This is a genomic window from Rhizobium sp. 05L419 (assembly GCF_056397845.1).
This window is the reverse complement of the sequence record NZ_JBFTOF010000001.1, coordinates 122010-144070: the sequence shown is the minus strand read 5'-3', so window position 1 is coordinate 144070 and position 22061 is coordinate 122010. Positions and strand designations below refer to the sequence as shown.

Annotated in this window: 22 protein-coding genes and 1 tRNA gene; 13 read left to right on the top strand and 10 right to left on the bottom strand. The window is 60.3% G+C overall.

Annotated elements, in window-relative coordinates; all coding sequences use genetic code 11:
• The first annotated feature begins 145 nt into the window (after positions 1-145).
• The 5 genes from AC1DMK_RS00735 to hflX all read left to right on the top strand — a co-directional run bounded on the left by AC1DMK_RS00735 (position 146) and on the right by hflX (position 6457).
• Positions 146-2416, top strand: a complete 2271-nt coding sequence (locus AC1DMK_RS00735) for a HAMP domain-containing histidine kinase (RefSeq protein WP_037061548.1) — start codon at positions 146-148, stop codon at positions 2414-2416.
• Positions 2406-3770 carry a nitrogen assimilation response regulator NtrX gene (ntrX, locus tag AC1DMK_RS00730; protein ID WP_037061554.1) on the top strand — a complete coding sequence of 455 codons (1365 nt, stop codon included), beginning with the start codon at positions 2406-2408 and terminating at the stop codon, positions 3768-3770. The genes AC1DMK_RS00735 and ntrX overlap by 11 nt, the downstream gene beginning before the upstream one ends.
• A 61-nt stretch (positions 3771-3831) precedes the next feature.
• Complete coding sequence (locus tag AC1DMK_RS00725; RefSeq protein WP_037061557.1) at positions 3832-4695, top strand: D-amino-acid transaminase; 864 nt, start codon at positions 3832-3834, stop codon at positions 4693-4695.
• 110 nt (positions 4696-4805) lie between these two features.
• On the top strand, positions 4806-5048 hold the full coding sequence (hfq, locus tag AC1DMK_RS00720) for an RNA chaperone Hfq (RefSeq protein WP_003539403.1): 243 nt from the start codon (positions 4806-4808) through the stop codon (positions 5046-5048).
• Positions 5049-5125: 77 nt separating this feature from the next.
• Positions 5126-6457, top strand: coding sequence for a GTPase HflX (gene hflX / locus AC1DMK_RS00715; RefSeq protein WP_477856595.1), 1332 nt, complete (start codon positions 5126-5128; stop codon positions 6455-6457).
• A gap of 3 nt (positions 6458-6460) precedes the next feature.
• Here hflX and mazG read toward each other — a convergent pair whose 3' ends face one another.
• Complete coding sequence (mazG, locus tag AC1DMK_RS00710) at positions 6461-7294, bottom strand: nucleoside triphosphate pyrophosphohydrolase (protein ID WP_477856593.1); 834 nt, start codon at positions 7292-7294, stop codon at positions 6461-6463.
• A 6-nt stretch (positions 7295-7300) separates the two neighbouring features.
• Entirely contained in the window at positions 7301-7888 is a 588-nt protein-coding gene (locus tag AC1DMK_RS00705) for a nucleoside deaminase (protein WP_037061569.1), read from the bottom strand.
• A gap of 261 nt (positions 7889-8149) precedes the next feature.
• Here AC1DMK_RS00705 and cysG point away from each other — a divergent pair, with 261 nt between their 5' ends.
• From cysG to AC1DMK_RS00680, 5 genes are read left to right on the top strand one after another with little or no spacing between them, the layout of a single operon-like run.
• Positions 8150-9586, top strand: coding sequence for a siroheme synthase CysG (cysG, locus tag AC1DMK_RS00700; RefSeq protein WP_477856590.1), 1437 nt, complete (start codon positions 8150-8152; stop codon positions 9584-9586).
• 2 nt (positions 9587-9588) lie between these two features.
• A complete protein-coding gene (locus AC1DMK_RS00695; RefSeq protein ID WP_037061570.1) occupies positions 9589-9903 on the top strand; it encodes a DUF2849 domain-containing protein in 315 nt (104 codons plus the stop codon).
• Positions 9904-9911: 8 nt separating this feature from the next.
• Complete coding sequence (locus AC1DMK_RS00690) at positions 9912-11582, top strand: nitrite/sulfite reductase (protein WP_477856588.1); 1671 nt, start codon at positions 9912-9914, stop codon at positions 11580-11582.
• A gap of 10 nt (positions 11583-11592) precedes the next feature.
• A complete protein-coding gene (locus AC1DMK_RS00685; protein WP_037061574.1) occupies positions 11593-12105 on the top strand; it encodes a DUF934 domain-containing protein in 513 nt (170 codons plus the stop codon).
• Positions 12106-12141: 36 nt separating this feature from the next.
• Positions 12142-13353: a UbiH/UbiF family hydroxylase gene (locus AC1DMK_RS00680; RefSeq protein WP_477856586.1), complete on the top strand. Its 1212-nt coding sequence runs from the start codon at positions 12142-12144 to the stop codon at positions 13351-13353.
• Here the strand turns inward: AC1DMK_RS00680 and AC1DMK_RS00675 are convergent.
• The 4 genes from AC1DMK_RS00675 to AC1DMK_RS00660 all read right to left on the bottom strand — a co-directional run bounded on the left by AC1DMK_RS00675 (position 13333) and on the right by AC1DMK_RS00660 (position 16695).
• Positions 13333-14283: an AEC family transporter gene (locus AC1DMK_RS00675; protein WP_037061576.1), complete on the bottom strand. Its 951-nt coding sequence runs from the start codon at positions 14281-14283 to the stop codon at positions 13333-13335. The two genes, AC1DMK_RS00680 and AC1DMK_RS00675, sit on opposite strands and share 21 nt — an antisense overlap.
• A gap of 47 nt (positions 14284-14330) precedes the next feature.
• On the bottom strand, positions 14331-15080 hold the full coding sequence (locus AC1DMK_RS00670; RefSeq protein ID WP_037061577.1) for a cytochrome c biogenesis CcdA family protein: 750 nt from the start codon (positions 15078-15080) through the stop codon (positions 14331-14333).
• A 112-nt stretch (positions 15081-15192) separates the two neighbouring features.
• The gene (locus tag AC1DMK_RS00665) at positions 15193-15522 is read right to left on the bottom strand and encodes a DUF6665 family protein (RefSeq protein ID WP_477856584.1); all 330 of its coding nucleotides are present in this window, start codon (positions 15520-15522) and stop codon (positions 15193-15195) included.
• Positions 15523-16029: 507 nt separating this feature from the next.
• On the bottom strand, positions 16030-16695 hold the full coding sequence (locus AC1DMK_RS00660; protein ID WP_477856582.1) for a class I SAM-dependent methyltransferase: 666 nt from the start codon (positions 16693-16695) through the stop codon (positions 16030-16032).
• 538 nt (positions 16696-17233) lie between these two features.
• Between AC1DMK_RS00660 and AC1DMK_RS00655 the strand changes: the two genes are divergently transcribed.
• Positions 17234-17569, top strand: coding sequence for a hypothetical protein (locus tag AC1DMK_RS00655; RefSeq protein ID WP_477856581.1), 336 nt, complete (start codon positions 17234-17236; stop codon positions 17567-17569).
• A gap of 289 nt (positions 17570-17858) precedes the next feature.
• Here the strand turns inward: AC1DMK_RS00655 and AC1DMK_RS00650 are convergent, their stop codons facing one another.
• From AC1DMK_RS00650 to AC1DMK_RS00635, 4 genes are all read right to left on the bottom strand, one after another.
• On the bottom strand, positions 17859-18446 hold the full coding sequence (locus AC1DMK_RS00650; RefSeq protein WP_477856579.1) for a hypothetical protein: 588 nt from the start codon (positions 18444-18446) through the stop codon (positions 17859-17861).
• Positions 18447-18881: 435 nt separating this feature from the next.
• Positions 18882-19130 (bottom strand): hypothetical protein, encoded by a 249-nt coding sequence (locus tag AC1DMK_RS00645; RefSeq protein WP_477856577.1) that lies wholly within the window; start codon positions 19128-19130, stop codon positions 18882-18884.
• Positions 19131-19510: 380 nt separating this feature from the next.
• Positions 19511-19586: transfer RNA gene (locus AC1DMK_RS00640), tRNA-Lys, on the bottom strand.
• Between the two features lie 217 nt (positions 19587-19803).
• Complete coding sequence (locus AC1DMK_RS00635) at positions 19804-19986, bottom strand: hypothetical protein (RefSeq protein WP_037061606.1); 183 nt, start codon at positions 19984-19986, stop codon at positions 19804-19806.
• A 300-nt stretch (positions 19987-20286) separates the two neighbouring features.
• Here AC1DMK_RS00635 and AC1DMK_RS00630 point away from each other — a divergent pair, with 300 nt between their 5' ends.
• Both AC1DMK_RS00630 and AC1DMK_RS00625 read left to right on the top strand, forming a co-directional pair.
• Positions 20287-20493, top strand: a complete 207-nt coding sequence (locus AC1DMK_RS00630; protein WP_037061607.1) for a hypothetical protein — start codon at positions 20287-20289, stop codon at positions 20491-20493.
• A 265-nt stretch (positions 20494-20758) separates the two neighbouring features.
• Positions 20759-22057, top strand: a complete 1299-nt coding sequence (locus tag AC1DMK_RS00625; RefSeq protein WP_477856575.1) for an efflux RND transporter periplasmic adaptor subunit — start codon at positions 20759-20761, stop codon at positions 22055-22057.
• Positions 22058-22061 lie beyond the last annotated feature (4 nt).

The following is a 22061-nucleotide window of genomic DNA, read 5'->3' as shown; positions in this document are numbered from 1 at the left end:
GTCACGCAAGGGGTTTGTGTTTTCGCAGCTGTTCTAGACCCATCCGGTCCTCGCTCGACGTTCTCGGGCGGGCAGTGTTGCGGTTTCCGGCTCCGATCCATGGTTGCTGCGGATGCTATGATCCGCCGCGAGGAGATTTAAGCGAATGAAGCAGAATGCGGTGCCGTCAGCGGCGGAAGGCGATGCGGTCACGGCCGTAACCGATCGCCGCGCGCTGTTTGCTCTGCCCGGGTTGATCCTTGCAGGTGGTGCACTTCTCTGTGCCACGGTGACGCTTTTTGTGCTTCTCGGACTGACCCCCATCGCTCCGACATCGCCTGTCGTCATCACCTCCGTGGTCGTGAATTCCTTCTTCGTGCTGGGATTGATGGCCCTGATCGGGCGCGAGGTCTTGCGTCTCGTCAAGGCGCGCAAGCGCGGCCGGGCGGCGGCGCGGCTGCATATCCGTATCGTCCTGCTGTTTTCGATCGTGGCGATAACGCCGGCCATCCTCGTCGCCATCTTCGCCAGCATCACGCTGAATGCCGGCCTTGACCGTTGGTTCGCCTTGCGAACGCAATCGATCGTCAGTTCCTCCCGCAACATCGGGCAGGCATACATGATGGAGAACGCGAGCTACCTTCAGGGGCAGACCGTTTCCATGGCGAACGACCTGGAGCGCAATCGTCAACTGTTCACCCTTGACCGCACCGGATTTGCGGACCTGATGACACGTCAGGCGCGAGGCCGCGGGCTTCTCGGCGCATTTCTGGTCCAGTCGGACGGTTCGGTCATCACGCAGGCGGACATCAAGACGGAAAAGCCGTTGCCCGCGATCCCGACGGATGCGCTCAACAAGGCGTCTGCCGGGCAACCGACCCTGATCCCGCCTGGAGTGACCAACCTCGTCGGCGCCATCATCAAGCTGGAAGCGGTCGACGGAGCATTTCTCTATACGGTTCGCGCGGTTGACCCCAAGGTCATGACCGCGATGCGGATGATGGAGGAGAATGCCAACGAATATAAATCGATGGAAGCCGGCCGCTTCTCTCTGCAAATCGCTTTCGCCGTTCTCTATATCGGCTTTGCCCTGATCGTGCTGCTTGCCGCGATCTGGACGGCGATTGCCGTTGCGGACCGTATCGTGCGGCCGATCAGGCTGCTGATAACGGCCGCCGACAGCGTGGCCTCCGGCAACATGGATGTCGTTGTGCCTGTGCATGTGGTGGATGGCGACGTTGCCAACCTGTCGCGCACTTTCAACAAGATGATCTCGGAGATTCGCACGCAGCGCGACGAAATTCTGGAAGCCAAGGACGAGGTGGACGATCGCCGCCGCTTCATCGAGGCGGTGCTGTCAGGGGTGACCGCGGCCGTCATCGGCGTCGAGCACGACCGCCGCGTGACGATCGTCAACAGCTCGGCCGAAACGCTGATGGCCCTGCCGGCCTCCGAGATGCTGGGCAAGAACCTCTCTGAGATCGCTCCCGAAGTCGATCAGGTTCTGACCGAGGCGGCTGCGCGCTATCGCGGCGACTTCCGCAAGCAGATCGCCCTGGTTCGCGCCGGAACGGTGAGGACGCTGAGCGTGCAGGTGACGCGCGAGGAAGTGCGTGACCTGAGCGAATCCTACGTGATCACGCTCGACGACATCACCGATCTCGTGATTGCTCAGCGCTCGACCGCCTGGGGTGACGTGGCGCGGCGTATTGCCCACGAGATMAAGAACCCGTTGACGCCGATCCAGCTCTCGGCCGAGCGCATTCAGCGCCGTTTTGGCAAGCAGATAGATCCGGCGGATCGGGGTGTGTTCGATCAGTGCACTGAAACCATCGTTCGACAGGTGGGAGACATCGGCCGGATGGTCGACGAATTTTCCTCCTTCGCCCGCATGCCGAAGCCGACCAAGGAGCCGAGCGATCTGCGCAAGATCCTGCACGATGCGGTCTTCCTGCGCGAGATGGGCAACAGCCACGTCACCTTCCAGCAGGAACTGGGAAATGGGCCGCTGGAGGGCCAATTTGACAGTCGTATGCTCGGTCAGGCATTCGGAAACCTGATAAAGAACGCCGTGGAGTCAATCGAGGCCGTGCCCAGCAACGAGCGCGATGAGCGCAAGGTTCTCGTACGTGCGTCACTCGATCCGGCGCGCGATCGATTTACCGTCGACGTGATCGACAACGGTCGCGGGCTGCCGGTGGAGAACCGCCACAGCATCCTGGAACCCTATATGACGATGCGCGAGAAGGGGACCGGTCTCGGCCTGGCCATCGTCAAGAAGATTATTGAAGAACATGGCGGACAGCTCGAATTGCACGACGCGCCCGCCGATTTTGACCTGGGACGAGGGGCAATGATCCGCGTGCATCTGCCACGCCTGGAAACCGCGCCCGCCGTTCCGGCCGCAAGTGACAAGGAAAGCGCATATGGCCTCTGATATTCTGGTCGTCGACGACGAGCACGACATTCGCGAGATTGTTTCCGGCATTCTCTCCGACGAGGGGCACGAGACGCGCATGGCGCACGACAGCGACAGCGCGCTCGCGGCGATATCCGACCGCGCGCCGCGGCTGATCTTCCTCGATATCTGGATGCAGGGGAGCAAGCTCGATGGCCTTTCGTTGCTGGACGAGATCAAGACGCGCCACCCCGATATCCCCGTCGTGATGATTTCGGGCCACGGCAACATCGAGACCGCGGTTTCGGCGATCAAGCGTGGCGCTTTCGATTTCATCGAGAAGCCGTTCAAGGCCGATCGGCTAATCCTGATCGCCGAGCGCGCTCTTGAAAACTCCAAGCTCAAGCGCGAAGTGTCCGAGCTGAAGCGAAAGGCCGGTGACCCCGTTGAGCTGATCGGTACGTCGGTCGCGGTTTCGCAGCTGCGCCAGAACATCGAAAAGGTCTCTCCCACCAATAGCCGCATCATGATTCTCGGTGCGTCCGGTTCCGGCAAGGAGCTGGTGGCGCGGATGATCCACAAGAAGTCGACGCGCTCGAACGGCCCGTTTGTCGCCCTCAATGCGGCCAACATCACGCCGGATCGCATGGAGGTCGCGCTCTTCGGCACCGAGGGATCGCCGGGGCAGGCCCGCAAGATCGGCGCGCTTGAGGAAGCCCACCGCGGTATTCTCTATCTCGACGAAGTCGGCGAAATGCCGCGAGAGACGCAGAACAAGATCCTGCGCGTACTTGTCGACCAGCAGTTCGAGCGGGTCGGCGGGTCGAAGCGGGTGAAGGTCGATGTGCGCATCGTCTCATCCACCGCCTACAATCTTGAAAGCCGGATCGCAGAAGGCTGGTTCCGCGAGGATCTCTACCATCGTCTGGCGGTAGTGCCGGTCCGCGTTCCGGCGCTGGCCGAGCGTCGTGAAGATATCCCGTTCCTGGTCGATCAGCTGATGCGGCAGATTTCCGAGCAGGCGGGCATCCGCACCCGCCGTATCGGCGACGACGCCATGGCCGTTCTGCAGGCGCATGACTGGCCAGGCAACATTCGCCAACTTCGCAACAACATCGAGCGCCTGATGATCTTGGCCCGCTCCGATGGCCCTGACGCGCCGATCACCGCTGACATGCTGCCAACCGATCTCGGTGACATGCTGCCGAAAGTATCGGCGAAGAACGACTACCACATCATGACACTGCCACTCCGCGAGGCGCGTGAGATGTTCGAAAAGGACTACCTCATCGCCCAGATCAACCGCTTCGGTGGCAACATTTCGCGCACGGCCGAGTTCGTCGGCATGGAGCGCTCGGCGCTTCACCGCAAGTTGAAGTCGCTCGGCGTCTGATTACGGGCGGCGCCGGCGCGCCGCCCTCATTCTTCTGGATCTTTCGTCAATCAGGTTTTCCATGCCCAGAATAGCCTATGTAAACGGCCGCTACGTCAAGCATTCGAACGCCATGGTACATATCGAGGATCGTGGCTATCAATTCGCAGACGGCGTGTACGAGGTCTGCGAAGTCAGACACGGCTATATCGTCGATCTGACGCGGCACCTGAACAGGCTGGATCGCTCTCTGGGCGAACTGCGCATCGCCTGGCCGATGACCCGTAACGCTTTGACATCAGTGATTCGCGAGACGCTGCGCCGCAACCGCGTTCGCAACGGGCTGTTCTACATGCAGGTCACCCGCGGCGTTGCCCGGCGCGATCACGTGTTTCCGGCAGAAGGCACGCGCCCCGCTCTGGTGATCACTGCAAAGAGCACCGATCCAGCGATCATCGCGAAGAAGAACGCCAACGGCATCAAGGCGATCACAGTTCCAGACAACCGCTGGGATCGCGTCGATATCAAGTCCGTCGGCCTGCTGCCGAATGCCATGGCCCGCCAGCAGGCGAAGGAGGCGGGAGCCCAGGAAGCGATCTACGTCGATACGGACGGCATGGTGAAGGAGGGTGCCGCCACGAACGTCTGGATCGTCGATCGTGACGGAACGCTTGTCACGCGTCCGGCCGAGCATGGAATCCTGCGCGGCATCACGCGCAGCACGCTGGTGGATGTCGGTGCGAAGCTGGGGTTGAAGATTGCGGAACGTAAATTCTCGGTTTGCGAGATGTTGGGTGCGCGTGAAGTCTTCATAACGGCCGCGACCAGCATCTGCTTCCCCGTCGTTTCTATCGACGGTCAGACGATCGCAAACGGACATCCGGGCAGCGTCTCTGCGAAAATTCGTGAAGCCTTTTTCGACGTTGCGGAAAAGATTGCGATTTGATACCAAGGCTTTCTGGGCAGCGGGGATGAGGGTTGTCGGCTGCCTGCAGGCGAGGATGAATACTATTTCACCGGCGAAACCAAGCCGGCAATAAAGAAAGAATCGGCGCGATGGCGGAACGTTCTCAGAATTTGCAGGACTTATTTCTCAATACTGTTCGCAAACAAAAGATTTCACTGACAATTTTTCTTATCAACGGTGTTAAGCTGACGGGGGTTGTCACCTCCTTCGACAATTTCTGCGTTTTGCTTCGCCGTGACGGCCACTCGCAACTCGTGTATAAGCACGCAATCTCGACGATCATGCCCGGCCAGCCGATGCAGATGTTCGAGAGCGAAGAAGCCGCTTCCTAACAGGACAAGCCGTCATTTCGACACGCGATACCAAGAATGATTCGATCATCCCGGAAGCCGTAAAGCACCGGGATGACATGCGCGCGACCGTTATCGTGCCGGTCCTGAAGAAGGCGCGCGGCGGGCGCAATGCGTCCGACAGTCAGGCGACCGTGACACGGACCCCCGAGAGCCGCCTCGAAGAGGCAATCGGCCTTGCACAGGCGATTGACCTCGATGTGGTGAATGGCGTCATCGTTTCAGTTAATGATCCGCGCCCGGCAACTCTGATGGGCACCGGCAAGCTGGAGGAGATCAAAGTCTCGCTCGACGCGAACGACTCTGGTCTCGTCATCGTCGACCACCCGTTGACGCCCGTCCAGCAGCGCAACCTCGAGAAGGAATGGAACGCCAAAGTTATCGACCGTACCGGCCTTATTCTGGAAATCTTCGGGCGCCGGGCCTCCACCAAGGAAGGCACGCTGCAGGTCGATCTCGCGCATCTCAATTATCAGAAGGGCCGCCTGGTCCGCAGCTGGACGCACCTTGAACGCCAGCGCGGCGGTGGCGGTTTCATGGGTGGTCCGGGCGAAACCCAGATCGAAGCCGACCGCCGCATGCTGCAGGACCGAATCATCAAGCTCGAGCGCGAACTTGAGCAGGTGGTACGCACCCGCCAGCTTCATCGCGCCAAGCGCAAGAAGGTGCCGCATCCGATCGTGGCGCTCGTCGGCTATACCAATGCCGGCAAGTCGACGCTGTTCAATCGTATCACCGGCGCCGGCGTGCTTGCCGAAGACATGCTGTTTGCGACCCTCGACCCGACACTGCGCCGCATGAAGCTGCCGCATGGGCGAACGGTCATTCTTTCGGACACGGTCGGCTTCATCTCCGACCTTCCCACGCACCTTGTTGCCGCCTTCCGCGCGACACTCGAAGAGGTGCTGGAGGCCGATCTTGTTCTGCACGTGCGCGACATGGCCGATGTCGACAATCAGGCGCAGAGCGCCGACGTGCTGCGTATCCTCAGGGACCTCGGCATCGACGAGGCAGAGGGCGAAAGGCGCATCATCGAAGTCTGGAACAAGATCGACCGCCTGGAGCCGGAATTCCACGAGGCCATCGTCCAGAAGGCGCAGGGAACTCCGAATGTCGTCGCTGTGTCTGCCGTCAGCGGCGAGGGCATCGACGGCCTGATGGACGAGATCAGCCGCAGGCTGTCCGGCGTGCTGACCGAAGCGACAGTCACGCTGCCTGTGGACAGGCTGGCGTTGCTTCCCTGGCTCTACGATCACGCGATCATCGACAGCCGCGAGGACAACGAGGACGGATCGATCACGCTCGATCTGCGCCTGTCCGAGACCGAGGCCGTCGAGCTTGAGCGCCGCTTGGGCAATGGCCCGAAGACGCCGCGCGAAGATTGGGAATAGCGGTCAGCCCAGCTGCCGTTCGATAGCCTTCGCTGCCTGCCAGATTGCTTCCATCCGTTCGAGAGTAGCGGCCTCCAACGTTTCACCTTCCGCATGAAGTGTCGTTTCGATGTGGTTGAAACGACGTCGGAACTTCGTATTCGTCCCGCGCAGAGCCTGTTCCGGGTCGGCGTTGACGTGCCTGCCAATATTGGCGACGGCGAAGATCAGGTCGCCGAGTTCGTCGCTGACCTTTGTCTGGTCGCCTTCTTTCAGCGCTACGCGAAGCTCGCCGATTTCTTCCTCGATCTTGTCGAGGATGGGTTCGGGCGCGGACCAGTCGAAGCCTACTTTGGCGGCCCTTTCCTGCAGCTTCAGCGCCTCGGTGAGAGCAGGAAAGCTCCGCTGCACGGAGCCGAGAAAGCCCGCCTTGAAATCCTCTGATATCCCGCGCCTGGCCCGCCGCTCGGTACGCTCGCGTTTTTCCGCCTGCTTGATTTCGTCCCACTGTTTCTTCACCGCGTCGGGCGTATCCGCGTCGGAACGGGCGAAGACATGCGGGTGGCGGCGGATCATCTTGGCGGTAATCGCCTCGACCACGTCGCCAAAGGAAAATTCGCCCGCTTCCTCGGCCATGCGCGCGTGGAACACGACCTGCAGCAACAGGTCGCCGAGCTCCTCGCATAGGTCGTCCATGTCGTTGCGCTCGATCGCGTCGGAAACCTCATAGGCTTCCTCGATCGTGTAGGGCTTGATCGTCTCGAACGTCTGGACGATGTCCCACGGGCATCCCGTTTCCGGATTGCGTAGCGCCGCCATGATCTCGATCAGGCGTGAAATGTCTTTTGAATGTTCCATGGTATCTCAGTTCAGCGGAATGTCGTTTTCGCCCTTGGACGATTGATAGGCGTCGGAGAGGGCGTCGTAGCGCGCCTTGATCCGTGCTGTCTGGGTCTTCAACTCGCCCTTCAGGCCATCATTTTCCGTTTCCACAAGATCGGCGACGGCAAAGCTGTTCCAGAAGGCGTTCCGGCGTCGGTAGCCGCCGGCCTCTAGGCCAAACACCTCCTTGAGGATCTTGAGGTCGTGCGGGATTGCGAAGGCATCGCGCGAATCTTCGTGGCTGAAGAAATAATAGAAGTTGTCGAAACCGGCCCAGGTGATCGCCGACATGCACATCGTGCACGGCTCGTGCGTCGACAGAAAGATCAGATCCTTGGTGGCTGGCTTTTCGCCGAGTTCGTAGAAACGCTTCAGCGTGTGGATTTCGCCATGCCAGAGCGGATTTTCCAGCTCGTTGTTGGTCTCGGCCACGACGAGAGACAGGTCGGATTTACGCAGGATCGCAGCGCCGAACACCTTGTTGCCGAGGGCGACGCCGCTTTCGGTTATTGGCAGGATGTCGTGCTCCATGACATCGAGCAGGCGGGCGGCGATTGTGTTGTCGGGCATGGCTATCTCCTTGGTCAGCCACTCTATCGTCAGCAAACCAGCAGGCAAATGCCGATTTCGGCCGTGGACCGGATTTGTCACAGCCTTTGTATTGCGCTGCGGCAGAAGCCGGTGTGTTCCTGACGCCTCACTGGTGACTTTTGCTCAAATCACTGACAAGCCGAGTAAAAGAATACGCGCCCGCGCGGGCTTTCGAATTTCTGTTTCTTCATTTGGCTGGGCGGACAGTGCATATTCCGGCAACTTCGAAATGGATTGATGATGCCTTCCAAAAGTGAACAGCTGTCGGTGTTTCCTGCTTTCTTCCGCGTTGAGGGCAAGGTTGCGGCCGTTTTCGGCAATGGCGAAGAAGCCTTTGCGAAGGTGCGTCTGCTGTTGAACACCCAGGCGCGCATCGTCGCCTATGCCGAGAAGCCGGAAGCGGATTATCATGCCTATCTGATCGCGAACCGGATCGAGACGGTGCGCGCAGGCTTTGCCGCCGGTCAGGTGCGCGGAGCCGTCCTGGTCTTTGCCGCGACTGGCGATGCCGCTCGTGATCGATCGATCGTGGACGCAGCGCGTGCGGAGCGCGTGCCGGCAAACGCGGTCGATCAGCCCGACTATTGCGACTTCTTCACGCCGGCCCTCGTCAACCGCGCCCCCGTCGCCGTGGCGATTGGTACGGAAGGTGCCGGTCCGGTGCTGGCCCAGATGATCCGTGCTCAGGTCGATCAGCTGCTGGCGCCGTCACTCGGACGACTGGCGCAGCTTGCGACCAGCTACCGCAAGACCGTCGAGCATCTCGTGCCGAAGGGTGCCGCACGCCGCCTTTTCTGGCGCCGGTTCTTTTCCGGAGCGGTCGCCGACGCTGTTGCAAACGAAAACCTGCCGCACGCGAAACGGGTTGCCAACGGTCTGCTGCAGTCCTTGGACAATGTTCGCGGCCATGTCTGGCTCGTTGGCGCAGGCCCGGGTGCCCTTGATCTGCTGACGTTGCGTGCGCAGCGCGTGATGATGGAAGCAGACGTCATCGTCTACGACGCACTGGTGCCGCAGGAAATCGTCGACATGGGCCGCCGAGATGCGGAACGCCTCTCTGTCGGCAAGCGCAAGGGCTGTCATTCCAAATCTCAGGAGGAGATCAACGACCTGCTCGTCCATCTCGGCCGTCAAGGCAAGCGCGTCGTTCGCCTGAAATCCGGCGATCCGCTGGTCTATGGCCGGGCAGGCGAAGAAATGGCGGCTTTGCGTGTTGCGGGCATTTCTTACGAGGTCGTTCCCGGTATCACCTCCGCTTTTGCGGCGGCTGCCGATTTCGAGCTGCCGCTGACACTGCGCGGTGTCGCTTCGTCGCTGGTCTTTACAACAGGTCACGATCTGACCGGCGATGTCCTGCCGGACTGGGCAAGCCTGGCGGTTTCGGGTGCCACGATTGCTGTCTACATGGGGCGTACCGTTGCGGCCTCCGTTGCCGAGCGCCTGATGCAGGCAGGCCTTCCCCCGGAGACCACGGTTGCCGTGATCGAGAACGCAAGCCGGGCAGATCGCCGGCTGCTGCACGGTATTCTGCGGGATCTCCCTGATCTGCAGCACCGCGACGAGTTGACCGGACCCGTTATGGTCATTATCGGCGATGCGGTTGCAGGCGCCAATTTCGAACTGTCCGAACCGCTGGTGCGTGAACGCGCGCGGGTCGAGGAATTTGCAAGGAGCTGAATATGGTAGACAAGGTTCTGACCGCCAACCGGCTGACGGATGGCATTGCCGTATGGCTTGACGCCAACGGCGAATGGGTGGCCTCGTTGCAGGATGCGCTCGTTGCCCGCCATGCCGAAGCCGTCACCGCACTGGAAGAAATCGGCAAGAAGTCCTATGCCGACAACAAGGTCGTTGACGTCAATGTCATCGAGGTTCAGGAAACCGACGGGGTTCTTTGGCCGTTGCGCCTTCGCGAGCGTATTCGCGCGCAGGGTCCGACCATGGAATATGCGCCGGGCTACAAGCCGGCCGATCCCGAATTCATCGCAGTCTGAGGAAGCAGATGTACCGTTACGACGAATTTGACCACGCCTTTGTCGCCGAGCGCGTCGAGCAGTTTCGCGACCAGGTTCAGCGCCGCCTCTCCGGCGAGCTCGCCGAGGATGCGTTCAAGCCGCTGCGCCTGATGAACGGCGTCTACCTGCAGCTCCATGCCTACATGCTGCGTATCGCCATCCCTTACGGCACGTTGAGCTCGCGCCAGATGCGCATGCTCGCGCATGTTGCGCGCACCTATGACCGTGGCTACGGCCATTTCACGACGCGCCAGAACCTGCAGTTCAACTGGCCGAAACTGTCGGACATGCCTGACGTGCTGGCCGAGCTTGCGACCGTCGAGATGCATGCGATCCAGACCTCGGGCAACTGCATAAGAAACGTGACGGCCGATCATTTTGCCGGCGCTGCCGCCGACGAAGTCGCCGATCCGCGTCCCTACGCGGAAATCCTGCGCCAGTGGTCGTCGGTTCACCCGGAATTCTCGTTCCTGCCGCGCAAGTTCAAGATCGCCGTGACGGGCGCCGAGCGCGACCGCGCCGCAATCCAGGTTCACGATATCGGCCTGCACCTCAAGAAGAACGACAAGGGCGAGATCGGCTTTGCCGTCTACGTCGGCGGCGGCCAGGGCCGCACGCCGATGATCGCCAAGCTGATCCGCGACTTCCTGCCGGAAGAGGATCTGCTGTCCTACACGACCGCCGTCATGCGCGTGTACAACCTGCATGGTCGCCGCGACAACAAGTACAAGGCCCGCATCAAGATCCTCGTGCACGAAACCGGCGCCGAAGAACTGGCGCGCCAGGTCGAGGTCGAGTTCGCGCAGCTGAAGGACACGGAACTCAAGCTGCCGGAATCCGACGTTCAGGCGATCAGCGCCTACTTCGCGCCGCCGGCTTTGCCCGAGCGCGCCGAAGGCTGGGAAAACCTTGCCCGCTGGAAGAAGGCCGATGCGGACTTCGCCCGTTGGGTTCAGCAGAACGTGCAGCCGCACAAAAACCCCGACTACGGCATGGTGACCATCTCGCTGAAGCCGATCGGCGGTATTCCGGGCGATGCCTCGGACAACCAGATGGACGCGATTGCAGATATCGCGCAGGAATACGCCTTCGACGAAATCCGCGTCAGCCATGAGCAGAACCTGATCCTGCCGCACGTGGCGCTCGCTGACCTCGAAGCCGTCTACCGCGGTCTCGTGGCGATCGGCCTTGCGGAAGCCAATGCAGGCCTGATCACGGACATCATTGCCTGTCCCGGGCTGGACTACTGTGCACTTGCCAACGCGCGCTCGATCCCGCTCGCGCAGGAAATCTCGACCCGATTCGGCGCCGCCGAACGCCAGGCCGAGATCGGTGAGCTGAAGATCAAGATCTCTGGCTGTATCAACGCCTGCGGCCACCATCACGTTGGTCATATCGGCCTGCTCGGCGTCGAGAAAAAAGGTGCCGAGCTTTACCAGATCACGCTTGGCGGCTCCGGCGACGAACATACATCGATCGGCGAGATCATCGGCCGCGGATTCGAGCCGGACAAGGTGACGGACGCGATCGAAACCATTGTCGATACCTACCTGGGGCTCCGCAAGGATCCGTCGGAGATCTTCCTCGAAGCCTATCGCCGCGTCGGCCCGCAGCCGTTCAAGGACGCGCTCTACGGCTCGGCAGCGCAAGCGGCATAAGGAAAAGAGCATGACCAAGATCTGGAGAGAAACCGGCTTCGTCGAGAACGATCCGTGGGTGATCGAAACGGAAGAGCTGAAGGCAGGCGAGGGGCAGAAGCCCCTTCTCAGCCTGGAAGAGTTGATCGCCAAGGCCGATGAGAGCAACGAGGTCAGCTTCGGCGTTCTGATCAAGCCTGCTGATGACGTCCGCAAGCTCGAGCCCTATCTGTACAGGCTCGAACTTGTGGCGGTCGCGTTCCCGGCGTTCAACGACGGCCGCGCCTTCAGCCATGCGTCTCTGCTGCGTGATCGGCTGGGCTATACCAACGAGCTGCGCGCCGTCGGCGACATCCTGATCGACCAGGTACCGCTGATGCTGCGCGTCGGCATCGACAGCTTCTCAGTCACCAACGAGACTGCGCTGAAGCGCCTTGCCGAGAAGCGCCTTCCGGACATTCCGCATTATTATCAGCCCACTGCCCGTGACGCGGACGCCGGCAAGAGTTATAGTTGGCGCCGTCAGGCGAAGCCGGTGGCATAAGGCCGGCTCGCCGTCATCAGTTGACGGAACGGTGCAATGAAGACTTTCGAAATAGCGGTGATCGGCGGCGGCCTGGCAGGCATGATCGCCGCAATCGCTTTGGCGCGCGGTGGACGCAATGTGGCACTCGTTGCGCCGCCGGCACCAAGGGAGGACCGGCGCACGACCGCGCTGATGGACCAGTCGATCCGCTTCCTTGACCGCCTGACACTTTGGGAAAAGCTGCGACCCTCGGCGGCGCCGCTCGCCACCATGCGCATCATCGACGGCACGAATCGCCTGCTGCGCGCCCCCCCTACGACCTTCCGCTCGGTCGAGGTCGGCCTCCAAGCCTTCGGCTACAATTTTCCGAACAAGGCGCTGATTGAGGTGCTGGACGCCGCGGTCGCGACTGAGGGCAACATCACGCGCTTCAGCGCATTCGCTGACGCGATAGTGCTCTCCTCCGACGCAGTCTCGATCACGCTGGCGGACGGTGAGGTTCTCACTGCCGGCTTTGCCGTGGGCGCCGACGGCCGCCGGTCGAAGCTGCGGGAAACGGTCGGGATCGACGTTCGCAACTGGTCCTATCCGCAAACGGCGATGGTCCTGAATTTTTCCCATTCGCTGCCGCACGAGAACATATCGACCGAATTTCATACCGAGAGCGGCCCTTTCACACAGGTGCCGCTGCCCGGCAACCGTTCAAGCCTCGTCTGGGTCCAGAACCCGTCGGATGCCGAGGCGCGCTGCGAACTCTCGCATGCCGAGTTGAGCAATGTCGTCGAGGAGCGCATGCAGTCGCTCCTTGGCAAGGTCAACGTCGAGGATGGCGTTCAGATCTGGCCGCTCTCCGGCATGATGGCGCATCGCTCCGGCAAAGGCCGCGCCGCGCTGATTGGTGAAGCGGCGCACGTCTTTCCGCCAATCGGCGCACAGGGCCTGAACCTTAGCCTGCGCGACGTGATGGCGCTGACCGATATTCTCTGCGCGCGTCCCGAACTGCCTGTTGCCGCTGATGCCGGCGACCAGTTCGACCGCAAGCGCCGCGCCGATATCATGACACGCACCGCGAGCGTCGATCTCCTCAACCGGTCGCTGCTCTCCGATTTCCTTCCCGTGCAAATGCTGCGCGCGGCAGGCCTGCATATCCTGTCGGCGTTCCCGCCGCTCCGCAGCATCGTCATGCGCGAGGGTATCGAGCCCGGTCGCGGTTTCCGCGATATTCCGGCTGCGATCAGGGAGAGCCTACGTCGGAAGAAAGCCTGATTTTATAGCTGTCAGGAAGAGCGACACGGTTGCCACCGAGAGCAGCGTGGTGATCAGTATCGTCGCCGAGGCACGCTCCTGCCAGACCCCGTATTGCTGGCCGATGACGAAAACATTGGTTGCAGTCGGCAGGGCGGCGAGTAGGACGGCCGCATAGACCCACACCGGCTCGAACCCGCCGATCGCCCTGAGGGCGAGAAACACGACAAGCGGGTGAATGATCAGCTTTGCCGGAACGATATAGCCGATTTCGGCCGGTATGCGTTTCAGCGGGCGCAGCGCCAGTGTGACACCCATCGCAAACAGCGCACACGGGGCGGCGGCCTGCGCGAGATAGTCGACAAGCCGCTGGAATGCGAGCGGCTGATCGATACGGAAGGCAGCCGCCGCGAAGCCCAGTGCTGTCGATAGGATGAATGGGTGGAAGGCCACTTTCCGGGCGATGTCGAAGACGAGTTGCCCGCGAGAGCGACGGTCATCGCCGGCGGCTGCCATCAGCGCCGGCGCCACGATGAAGTGAAGCGCGTTTTCGAGGCAGACGATGAGCGCGACCGGGACCGCCGCCTCCTCTCCAAGCGCCAGCAGCGCCAGACCCGGTCCCATATAGCCGATATTGCCGTAGGCTCCTGCAAACGACTGGATCGTGCAGTCGGCGAGCGCGTTCCCGCGGACCCATCGTGCGATCGCGAAGAGCGCAATGAAGACCGAGTAGGTGGCCGCCAGATCCGTTGCGATGAAATCGATCCGCGTCAGATCTTCGAACGGCGTGCGCGAGACGAGCTTGAAGAAAAGCGCGGGCAGGGCGGCGTAGATGATGAAGGTGTTCAGCCATCCGAGCGCCTCTGCCGGCTGCTTTGTGGCTTTTGCAGCCATGTAGCCGATAAGGATCAGGCCGAAGAACGGCAACAGAAGACTGACGATATCGGCCAATTGCTAGTCCAGTGCGGATGGTCGGCGGGCGTGGGCGCGATACCCGCTTAGCCGATTTTCATCAGGATTGGAAAGGTCTGCTGGAACCAGATCGCGGCATCGCTGACAAATCCGAACATGAAGGCAAGGCCCGTCAGGATCAGGAACACGCCCATGACCTTCTCGACAGCACCTAGATGCCTCCTGAAGCGCGCAAGGAAGCCCATGAAGGCCCCGGAGAAGCCAGCTGCGATCCAGAACGGAATGGCAAGCCCGAGCGAATAGACGGCAAGCAGCCCGGCACCGGAGCCGACCGTTTCGCGTGAGGCAGCAACACCGAGGATAGCGCCGAGAACAGGACCGATGCAGGGCGTCCAGCCGAAGGCGAAGGCAAGCCCCATGACATAGGCCCCCGTCAGCGTCGCCGGCTTGCCGCTTCCCTGGAAGCGGGCTTCGCGTGCGAGCAGTCCAATTCGGAAGAGGCCGAGGAAGTTGAGGCCCATGATTATGATGATCAGGCCACCGATCTTCGACAGCAGGTCGAGATGCTGACGAAGCGCCATGCCGATGCTCGATGCACCGGCACCCAGCGCCACGAATACGGTGGCAAAGCCAAGGGTAAAGAACAGCGCTGAAAAGAGAACGCCGCGCCGCACGTCAGGTGCGACCGTAACAGCGCCGCCGCCGCGAAACTGCTCGACGGAAATGCCGGCCATGTAGCAGAGATAGGGCGGGACCAGGGGCAGGACGCAGGGCGACAGAAACGAAAGCGCACCGGCAATCAGAGCGCTCAGCAAGGAAATATCAGCAATCGACACTCGGTCTTCTCCGCCGGCAGGCAATATTGTGCGAAGTCCTACCTCAGCCGGCCCTATCCCGCCAATCACCTTTTCGCGTTTAGGCTGGCAATACGCGGCATGTCCGAAGCGGTCAGCGGCGCGTCGATCCAAGGCGCGCCAGTACCGCCTCCGGTATGTCGTAGCGCTGGATGACATCGCGGCTGTTTCGCAATCCGCAAATTTCGCGCTGCACGAACAACGCCCAGACCGCATCCGACGCTTCGTTCAGCAGGCTCTCCCTTGCGCGGTCGCCTTGGCGCCCGGCGTCCCATGCCTTCAGATCGCGGAGGGCCGATTCGACCTTGCGTCCATGGCGCCCAAGGGAGTTCGCGCGCTCGGCCATGAGCTCGTATTCAAGGACGTTGAATCCGCTTTCAACCGAAAACGGTTGCCTCAGCGATTGTGGTGGACGAAAGCTCATAGAAACCCTCCACGGTCGCCCGCATCAAGGTGGCCGGCCGTCTTCGGCGTTTCCACCCGTTCAGGCGTGAACAGACCGGTGAAACTCTATTGCCGTCGTCGGTTTTCGTAAAGGGAGGCAATCGCGAGCATAAGAGGGCGATACCGCTGCCTGTTGGCAGCTCGACGAGGAGCGACAAAAAGGACGGCCACGTGATCTCGTGGCAGCAGCGTGACGTCAATCTGCCACCCGACCCCGTTCTAAAGTTAACGGCAGTCGCGCCCGACCGGGCTTTTGGCAGGTTTCCGGCGAAATTGGAACAGGATACCGACAGTTTGGCGCGGGAAAATCAACAGCCGGCCGCGTGAGACGCGTTTGCTTGCCGAATCTGCTCCGTCGGGTGTTCCTGACAATTTGGTGAGGTCGACGCCAAGATTGCCGCCGCCGGCGACAATCCGCGAAGCGTCCTGCGTGGCGCTGAGTAAACACACCGCCATACGCTCAGTTTGACATGGAGCGGTCTTTCAGTCAGGCGGGCCCGGCGGCAACGTCGGAGGCCTGTGCCTGCCGGACGAGAAGCATCGACTTCGGAAGTCCCAGGAACCTTTCCCAATACAGTTTTCCATCAGGGAAGTACGCTCGCATTTCCGTAGCCGTAAGCAATTGTGTCGACATAACCTCTTCTAGCGCCTGGTTCTTCGGCCAGCCCGAGGTGTGGCCTAGCGGCCAGCTGGAGGCGATCTTGGAGCGGAACTGCAGCGGTAGAAATTGCATCCCGGGAAACAACCAGTGGGGCTCGATCGGAAAGTAACGGTATGGCGTTTGCACCAGGTATCTTGGCGCAAGCGATCGAATTGCTTGTGAGAGCATCGACCACGCCTTGTGGCCCCCGACATGCTCGATAAGGCTGTTGGAAAATACAAGATCAAAGCTCTGACCGGCCAGCAGCGTATCGGCATGGCAGGCATCACCTTCGATCTTTGTAAGCCAACCGGATTGTTCTCCGCCGTCTAGATTGAGAACTGTGACGTGACGAGGGCGAACGGGGGCCCTCAGCCACCATTCCCTCGTTCCGCCGAGATCCAAGACCTTCATTTCCGAAAGGTCTGGAAAAAGTCTAAGAGTCAGCTCCCAGCGCTTTTGCCGCATTCGCTCGGAGAGAGAATAGTCACTGTTGACGAACAAGTTGCGCACACTCTCTGCAGCCATCGCCTATCCCCCGCGAGTTTCGACTTTCCATGGCGGAGCGTATCCGATCGGAAGGACACTTTTATCTCAAACATTGGATGTATCCGCTTCATTACTTGGGAGGTGGTGATGCAATCACTGATGGCGCCGACGATGCAGACAACGCTGGGGTTACATGCCTGCGCGAGGGCGTCCTGACGAGGGATGACCACGCAAACGCCGGACTGCGACGCGGTCAGGGTCTTCGGGGAAGACCTTCAATAGTTCAGACCCCCGCGGGGGCGGCTCGACGCGTGAACCGTCGGCCGGGCGGGTGGTGGTGGCATACCACCCGCTACCATTTCATGGCGCGATCTTGCGCGCCGCCTGCTGCCGATCGCCCTGGCCAGCGGCAGGCTTTTTATCGCAATGACCGGCGCGATCACCGCCCGTGCCCACACCAGCAGCGCGCCGGCCGGTGTTTTTTTGGAAGTCCGCAGCGTGCAGCCGTTCATCGGAGGTTAATGCTAATTAAGCCAGGTTCGCAGCCTGAAAGGATGCGCCAATGATGAAGAAGCTTTTTCCCCCATTCGCAGCCATGGTCGTGGCTGCATCTTTCGCCCTGCCGCTAAACGCCACACCGATCGTCGTGCCGAAGGCGATACCTGTCCACACCGCTGACGTCGAGCTTGTCAAAGACAAGGGTCACGGTAACGGGCATGCGTATGGTCACTCGAACCGTCGGTACGCCTATCGGTCCTGCTACGGCAACTGCTACGCTCGCCCATACGGATACCGCAGTTATCCGACGTACTATGGCTATCAGCGGCCCTACGGCGGCTATCCTGACTACTACGGCTACCAACGGAGGTCGGGAGTAACCCTCTATTTTGACTACTAGCCGGTAGCGGGTAGGCTCGGCGCTGGTAAACGTCGGGCCATTTTTGCTGACGCCTAGAGGGACTGGATGCCGACCTGCGACTACCTGTCCAAGCTCGTCGCTTCGGGGGCAGGGGAGGACGTCGAGGATCTCTCCAAGTGGAAGGAGAGTAGGCGACCGAAGAAAACCGTGTGGTCGGGTGGAACTCCGAAGTGACCGTACCATCACAAGGGAAGCCCACTTTCCGGCGTCGATCTCAATGCATCGATCAACTGGAGCACCTTTCCGTAGCCTCCTTGGGGCGGCGATGCTATCGTTTTCGACCCGCCGCGCCAGAGATGACGGGTGTAGCGACACCATGTTTGGACAAAAGATCATCGAGATAGGCCTCGAATCTTTGATCGTATCCACCGAACTCCTCCGAACTCGGATCTTTGCTGACGTGTTCTCTAAAGTGCGGCGACCGAAGCATCGAAATAATGAAGCGCTCCCACCCGGGCCATTGATATTTTGCTATTTCGTCAGTCCGATCTCGATTGACCCACGCACTTTCAAAAATAGACATGAGCATTTCAAAGTAGATGCTCCTGCGGGCGATGTCTGCGGCTGACAATTTGGCGGCTGAATCCATCCACGGCAGGACTCCAAGCTCTGGATGTTGTACCAAGGAAGTGAGTAGGGCCACGTATCGATCGCTGAGGGCTCGATAGCCATCATTATAGGCCTCGATCCTCAGCTGTTCTGCTGCTTCGGCCGATTCCCTGGCCTCCTTCCGACGCTCTCTCAGCCAATTGAAAAGTTCCCAGAGAGTTCCAATAGCCCCCACTGAGATTAGTGCCTTTGCATAGAACACAAGATCGTTCCATGGGAGGCGAAGCCACGATAAGAGAACGTCCATGATGAAGTCCCTCTAAGGTGACCTGAAAAGTAGCGAGACTTGGCAATGGGAGCAATGGTCGCACCAAATGCTCGCCGGCGGGCGCCCACATGCCGGCGGGTTTCGGTTTCTCGATCGCCGTGGTTACCAATCACTTCATGAGGCCGCATCGAAACCATCTCCGACACATGTTCGTGCGCCATAGGGGCGCACCGAGGATGTTCGGAGGCGGTAGTGCATCACAAGAGAAAGCGCCCGTGTATTGCGGCTTGCGGTTTGTGCAAACCCCATAAAAGGAATGGCGCGTGCCCGCGGCATGAGGATATGCAGTTTGGCAACCTCAAGCGCTTCCTGTCAGGTTCCGATCAGTTGCGGTGCGAGGAGATTGTGGCGCCCAATCGCGGAAGACCGTACCGGCAGTAATGCTGCCCGACATCCGAATGGTTCCGAGGGAAGCTACTTCTGGCGGCGATCTCGCAATGCATCGATCAATCGGTGCACTTTTTCCGTCGCGTAAACGATGTCTTCCCTTGGGAGGTGCACCGTGATTTCGACCTCCTCCCATCGCCCGCCATTATCTTTTGCATAGCGGACAGCAGCCTTGAGAGAATTGAATTCGACTGCAGGTGCGTCGGTAACCCAGAACTGCACGGTGCATTTTGCTTCACCGTAGTCCGACAGAGCTTTGATAGGGTCGAGGGCCATTCGCGAGCATTACACCGTTGACAATTGGTTGGCTACCGTGTGCGGAGGCAAACGTAATCCGCCGCACTGTCCGCTGAGAGGTTGAGACGAGAGTCCGCAGCGGAAGACATCAGAAAGGCGTCTAGAGAGATCAAAATCCTAGCACGCTATAAAACGCTCAACTCAAGCCCTTGGTTCTTTACATTCAAGTTTGCGCTCGGGCGGTTGCCCGTGATTCCCGATGTTATCTCCATAATCGAGCATGGATTGTCTTTGTACGAAACTAGGGCAACCAACCGGAATATTTGGGTCTCGGTCCGAGAACCAAAGTGACGCGAGCCCCATGGTGGCKACCAGCGCTTGAGATCGGTCGTATTTTGTCGCTAAGTGCTTGTCTTTATTGGTGAGAGCGTCGGGGTTCGAACCCGAGACCTACTGATTAAAAGTCAGTTGCTCTACCRGCTGAGCTACGCTCTCCCTTGTTCCAAGGCTCAAATTCGCCCCGGCTGGAAGTGCGCGGAACATATGCAGAGGCCCCATCGTGGTCAACCGAAAAATCGACCTTATTCTGTGCATTAGGCACATTTCTTGCGGTGTGCCTGCAAAGGGCGACGGAGGTTGTCTCAACGAAAGCCCGCGCCTGGGGCGCGGGCCGCATATTTGCGGGATTGTTGATGGGCGTCTCGAGTCGACGCTAGTGCTTGCCCTTGTCGCTTTGCTGGTCAGCCTTCGTCTGCTTTTCATTCTTGCTGCTGCCCTGCTGGTCGCGGGAACCGGACGAAGACATGTTGCGCTCGCTTCCGGAGGCGCCGGCATTTTTTTGGCTCTGTTTGCCGGCCTTGACGTGCTGATCGTGGGTTCCACCTTGGTTTGCCATTTCGGTCTCCTTGGGTTTGAACGTGAGGCCACGTCGGACCTCAAGGTGCTAAACCCTGGCGGCGCAGAGGGGTTCCCCGGTTTAATATTTCGTGATGCTCCACGAAGAACTCGTTTAGCCCAGGTCGATTGGGGAGCTGCCCGGATCAAACGGCAGTGCTCGTGCGCTATCGCGTCACAATGCACGACAAACGAGAATGTTCCGCAAAAAAATTTAAGTAAATCAAACCCTTCGGTATCGCTACCTGCTTCACAAATGCGTGTAGCGCCCTACCTAACCCTTCATCGAAAGGAGATTACTATGACCAACGTGATCGAACACCCCACCACACGAAAGGTCTTGCGCGGTCGGCCCTACAGCCTCATCGAGTTCGCGCGGAAGTACCGGCTTGAAGAGGACGAGGCGACACGCCTCTTTGACAAGTTTGGGCCGTCGGCGACTGAGCTGGACCTCCTGATGGCGGCCAAGCGCCGTCCACCTGTTTCCCTGGCTGCGCTCGGTGCGTGACACCGCCTGACCGCCTTTGTCGTGATCGTTTTCGAAACATGCAAAGGCGTCCGGGGCATGTGCGAGCGCGGCGAAGTCGTAGCCAAACGTCCGTGTCCCACAGCGGATTGCGAAGCGGTCTGTCAAAACCAGACTTTCATTACCAAGATTTCATTTCCTTTTCGGGCGTCGGCGTGCCAATGCGGTCGCTGCTAATGCTGCGTTCCGCTTCACGTTGCTATTCGAGGACGGACGGCCGGATTGGCTGAAATTGATCGAGGCGCGAATGAACGATACTGGGAATGTCAGCCAGGCGACGACCACCGGAAGCGCGGATCTGGCCGCCATTCTTGCTGCGTCCGGCCGAAAGAAGAACGGGCTCTGGTTCAGGCGCTCGTTGGTGCTGCTGCTGCTGATCCTTGCAGGCGCCGCTTCGGCCTATGTCTATTCGCGACAGGGTGCCAGTCAGTTGAGCTACACCACCCAACCGGCCAAGCGTGGCGATCTGACCGTGCTGGTGACGGCGACGGGATCCGTGCAGCCGACCGAGCAGGTTGACATCTCCAGCGAGCTGTCAGGCACCGTCCGCGACGTCAATGTCGACTACAACAGCGAGGTCAAATCAGGCGAGGTTCTGGCCGTGCTGGACACCAACAAGCTGGAGGCGGACGTCAAGAGCACGCGAGCCAAGCTCGTTTCAGCAAAGGCCAATGTGGTCAAGGCCAATGCCGATCTGGAATCCGCTCAAAGCTCCTACGAACGCATCCGCAATCTGGTGCAGAGCAATGTGTCCACCCAGCAGAGCCTGGAGGATGCACGCTACAAGCTTGATTCCGCCGTGGCCGCCAAGGACATAAACGAAGCCGCCGTGCTATCGGCGGAGGCCGATCTGCAGCTTGCCGAGGTGAACCTTGCAAAGGCAAAGATCGTTTCGCCGATCAACGGGGTAATTCTCACGCGCTCGGTCGATCCGGGGGCAACCGTTGCCGCCTCGCTGTCGGCGCCGGTCTTGTTCGTCATCGGCGGCGATCTCAGAAAGATGGAGCTGCAGGTCGATGTCGACGAGGCCGACGTCGGACAGATCGCGGTCGGCCAGAAGGCAACGTTCACCGTCGATGCCTATCCCGATCGCACGTTCCCGGCCGAGATCAAGCAGATCCGCTTCGCGTCGGAGACGACGAACAACGTGGTGACCTACAAGGCGATCCTGTCGGTCGACAATGCCAAGCTGCTGCTGCGTCCGGGCATGACGGCCATCGCTGACGTCACGGTCGAGGCGGTCAAGGACATCCTGATGGTTCCGAACCAGGCGCTTCGCTATGCGCCGCCTGCTGTCGAATCGTCGCGCGGGCGTGGTCTGTTCGGCTTGTTTCGGCCGCCGCGGATGGGGCCACGAAGCGGCGGCAACCAGGGCGGCGAGGTTCTGACCGGAGCCAAACGCCGTGTGTGGGTGTTGAAGGCCGGCAAGCCTGCGCCTGTGATCATCCAGGTCGGCTCGTCGGACGGGCAGTTCACCCAGGTGGTTTCCGGCGGGCTGAAGGATAACGATGCCCTGGTAACCGACTCGACCGAGCAGTCGAAATAGGCGG

Excerpts from the sequence above, each read along its gene's own strand:
- ntrX (WP_037061554.1), top strand. The coding sequence starts at position 2,406 with ATGGCCTCTGATATTCTGGTCGTCGACGACGAGCACGACATTCGCGAG.
- AC1DMK_RS00725 (WP_037061557.1), top strand. The coding sequence starts at position 3,832 with ATGCCCAGAATAGCCTATGTAAACGGCCGCTACGTCAAGCATTCGAAC.
- hfq (WP_003539403.1), top strand. The coding sequence starts at position 4,806 with ATGGCGGAACGTTCTCAGAATTTGCAGGACTTATTTCTCAATACTGTT.
- hflX (WP_477856595.1), top strand. The coding sequence starts at position 5,126 with ATGCGCGCGACCGTTATCGTGCCGGTCCTGAAGAAGGCGCGCGGCGGG.
- mazG (WP_477856593.1), bottom strand. The coding sequence starts at position 7,294 with ATGGAACATTCAAAAGACATTTCACGCCTGATCGAGATCATGGCGGCG.
- AC1DMK_RS00705 (WP_037061569.1), bottom strand. The coding sequence starts at position 7,888 with ATGCCCGACAACACAATCGCCGCCCGCCTGCTCGATGTCATGGAGCAC.
- cysG (WP_477856590.1), top strand. The coding sequence starts at position 8,150 with ATGCCTTCCAAAAGTGAACAGCTGTCGGTGTTTCCTGCTTTCTTCCGC.
- AC1DMK_RS00695 (WP_037061570.1), top strand. The coding sequence starts at position 9,589 with ATGGTAGACAAGGTTCTGACCGCCAACCGGCTGACGGATGGCATTGCC.
- AC1DMK_RS00690 (WP_477856588.1), top strand. The coding sequence starts at position 9,912 with ATGTACCGTTACGACGAATTTGACCACGCCTTTGTCGCCGAGCGCGTC.
- AC1DMK_RS00685 (WP_037061574.1), top strand. The coding sequence starts at position 11,593 with ATGACCAAGATCTGGAGAGAAACCGGCTTCGTCGAGAACGATCCGTGG.
- AC1DMK_RS00680 (WP_477856586.1), top strand. The coding sequence starts at position 12,142 with ATGAAGACTTTCGAAATAGCGGTGATCGGCGGCGGCCTGGCAGGCATG.
- AC1DMK_RS00665 (WP_477856584.1), bottom strand. The coding sequence starts at position 15,522 with ATGAGCTTTCGTCCACCACAATCGCTGAGGCAACCGTTTTCGGTTGAA.
- AC1DMK_RS00655 (WP_477856581.1), top strand. The coding sequence starts at position 17,234 with ATGATGAAGAAGCTTTTTCCCCCATTCGCAGCCATGGTCGTGGCTGCA.
- AC1DMK_RS00650 (WP_477856579.1), bottom strand. The coding sequence starts at position 18,446 with ATGGACGTTCTCTTATCGTGGCTTCGCCTCCCATGGAACGATCTTGTG.
- AC1DMK_RS00645 (WP_477856577.1), bottom strand. The coding sequence starts at position 19,130 with ATGGCCCTCGACCCTATCAAAGCTCTGTCGGACTACGGTGAAGCAAAA.
- AC1DMK_RS00635 (WP_037061606.1), bottom strand. The coding sequence starts at position 19,986 with ATGGCAAACCAAGGTGGAACCCACGATCAGCACGTCAAGGCCGGCAAA.
- AC1DMK_RS00630 (WP_037061607.1), top strand. The coding sequence starts at position 20,287 with ATGACCAACGTGATCGAACACCCCACCACACGAAAGGTCTTGCGCGGT.
- AC1DMK_RS00625 (WP_477856575.1), top strand. The coding sequence starts at position 20,759 with ATGAACGATACTGGGAATGTCAGCCAGGCGACGACCACCGGAAGCGCG.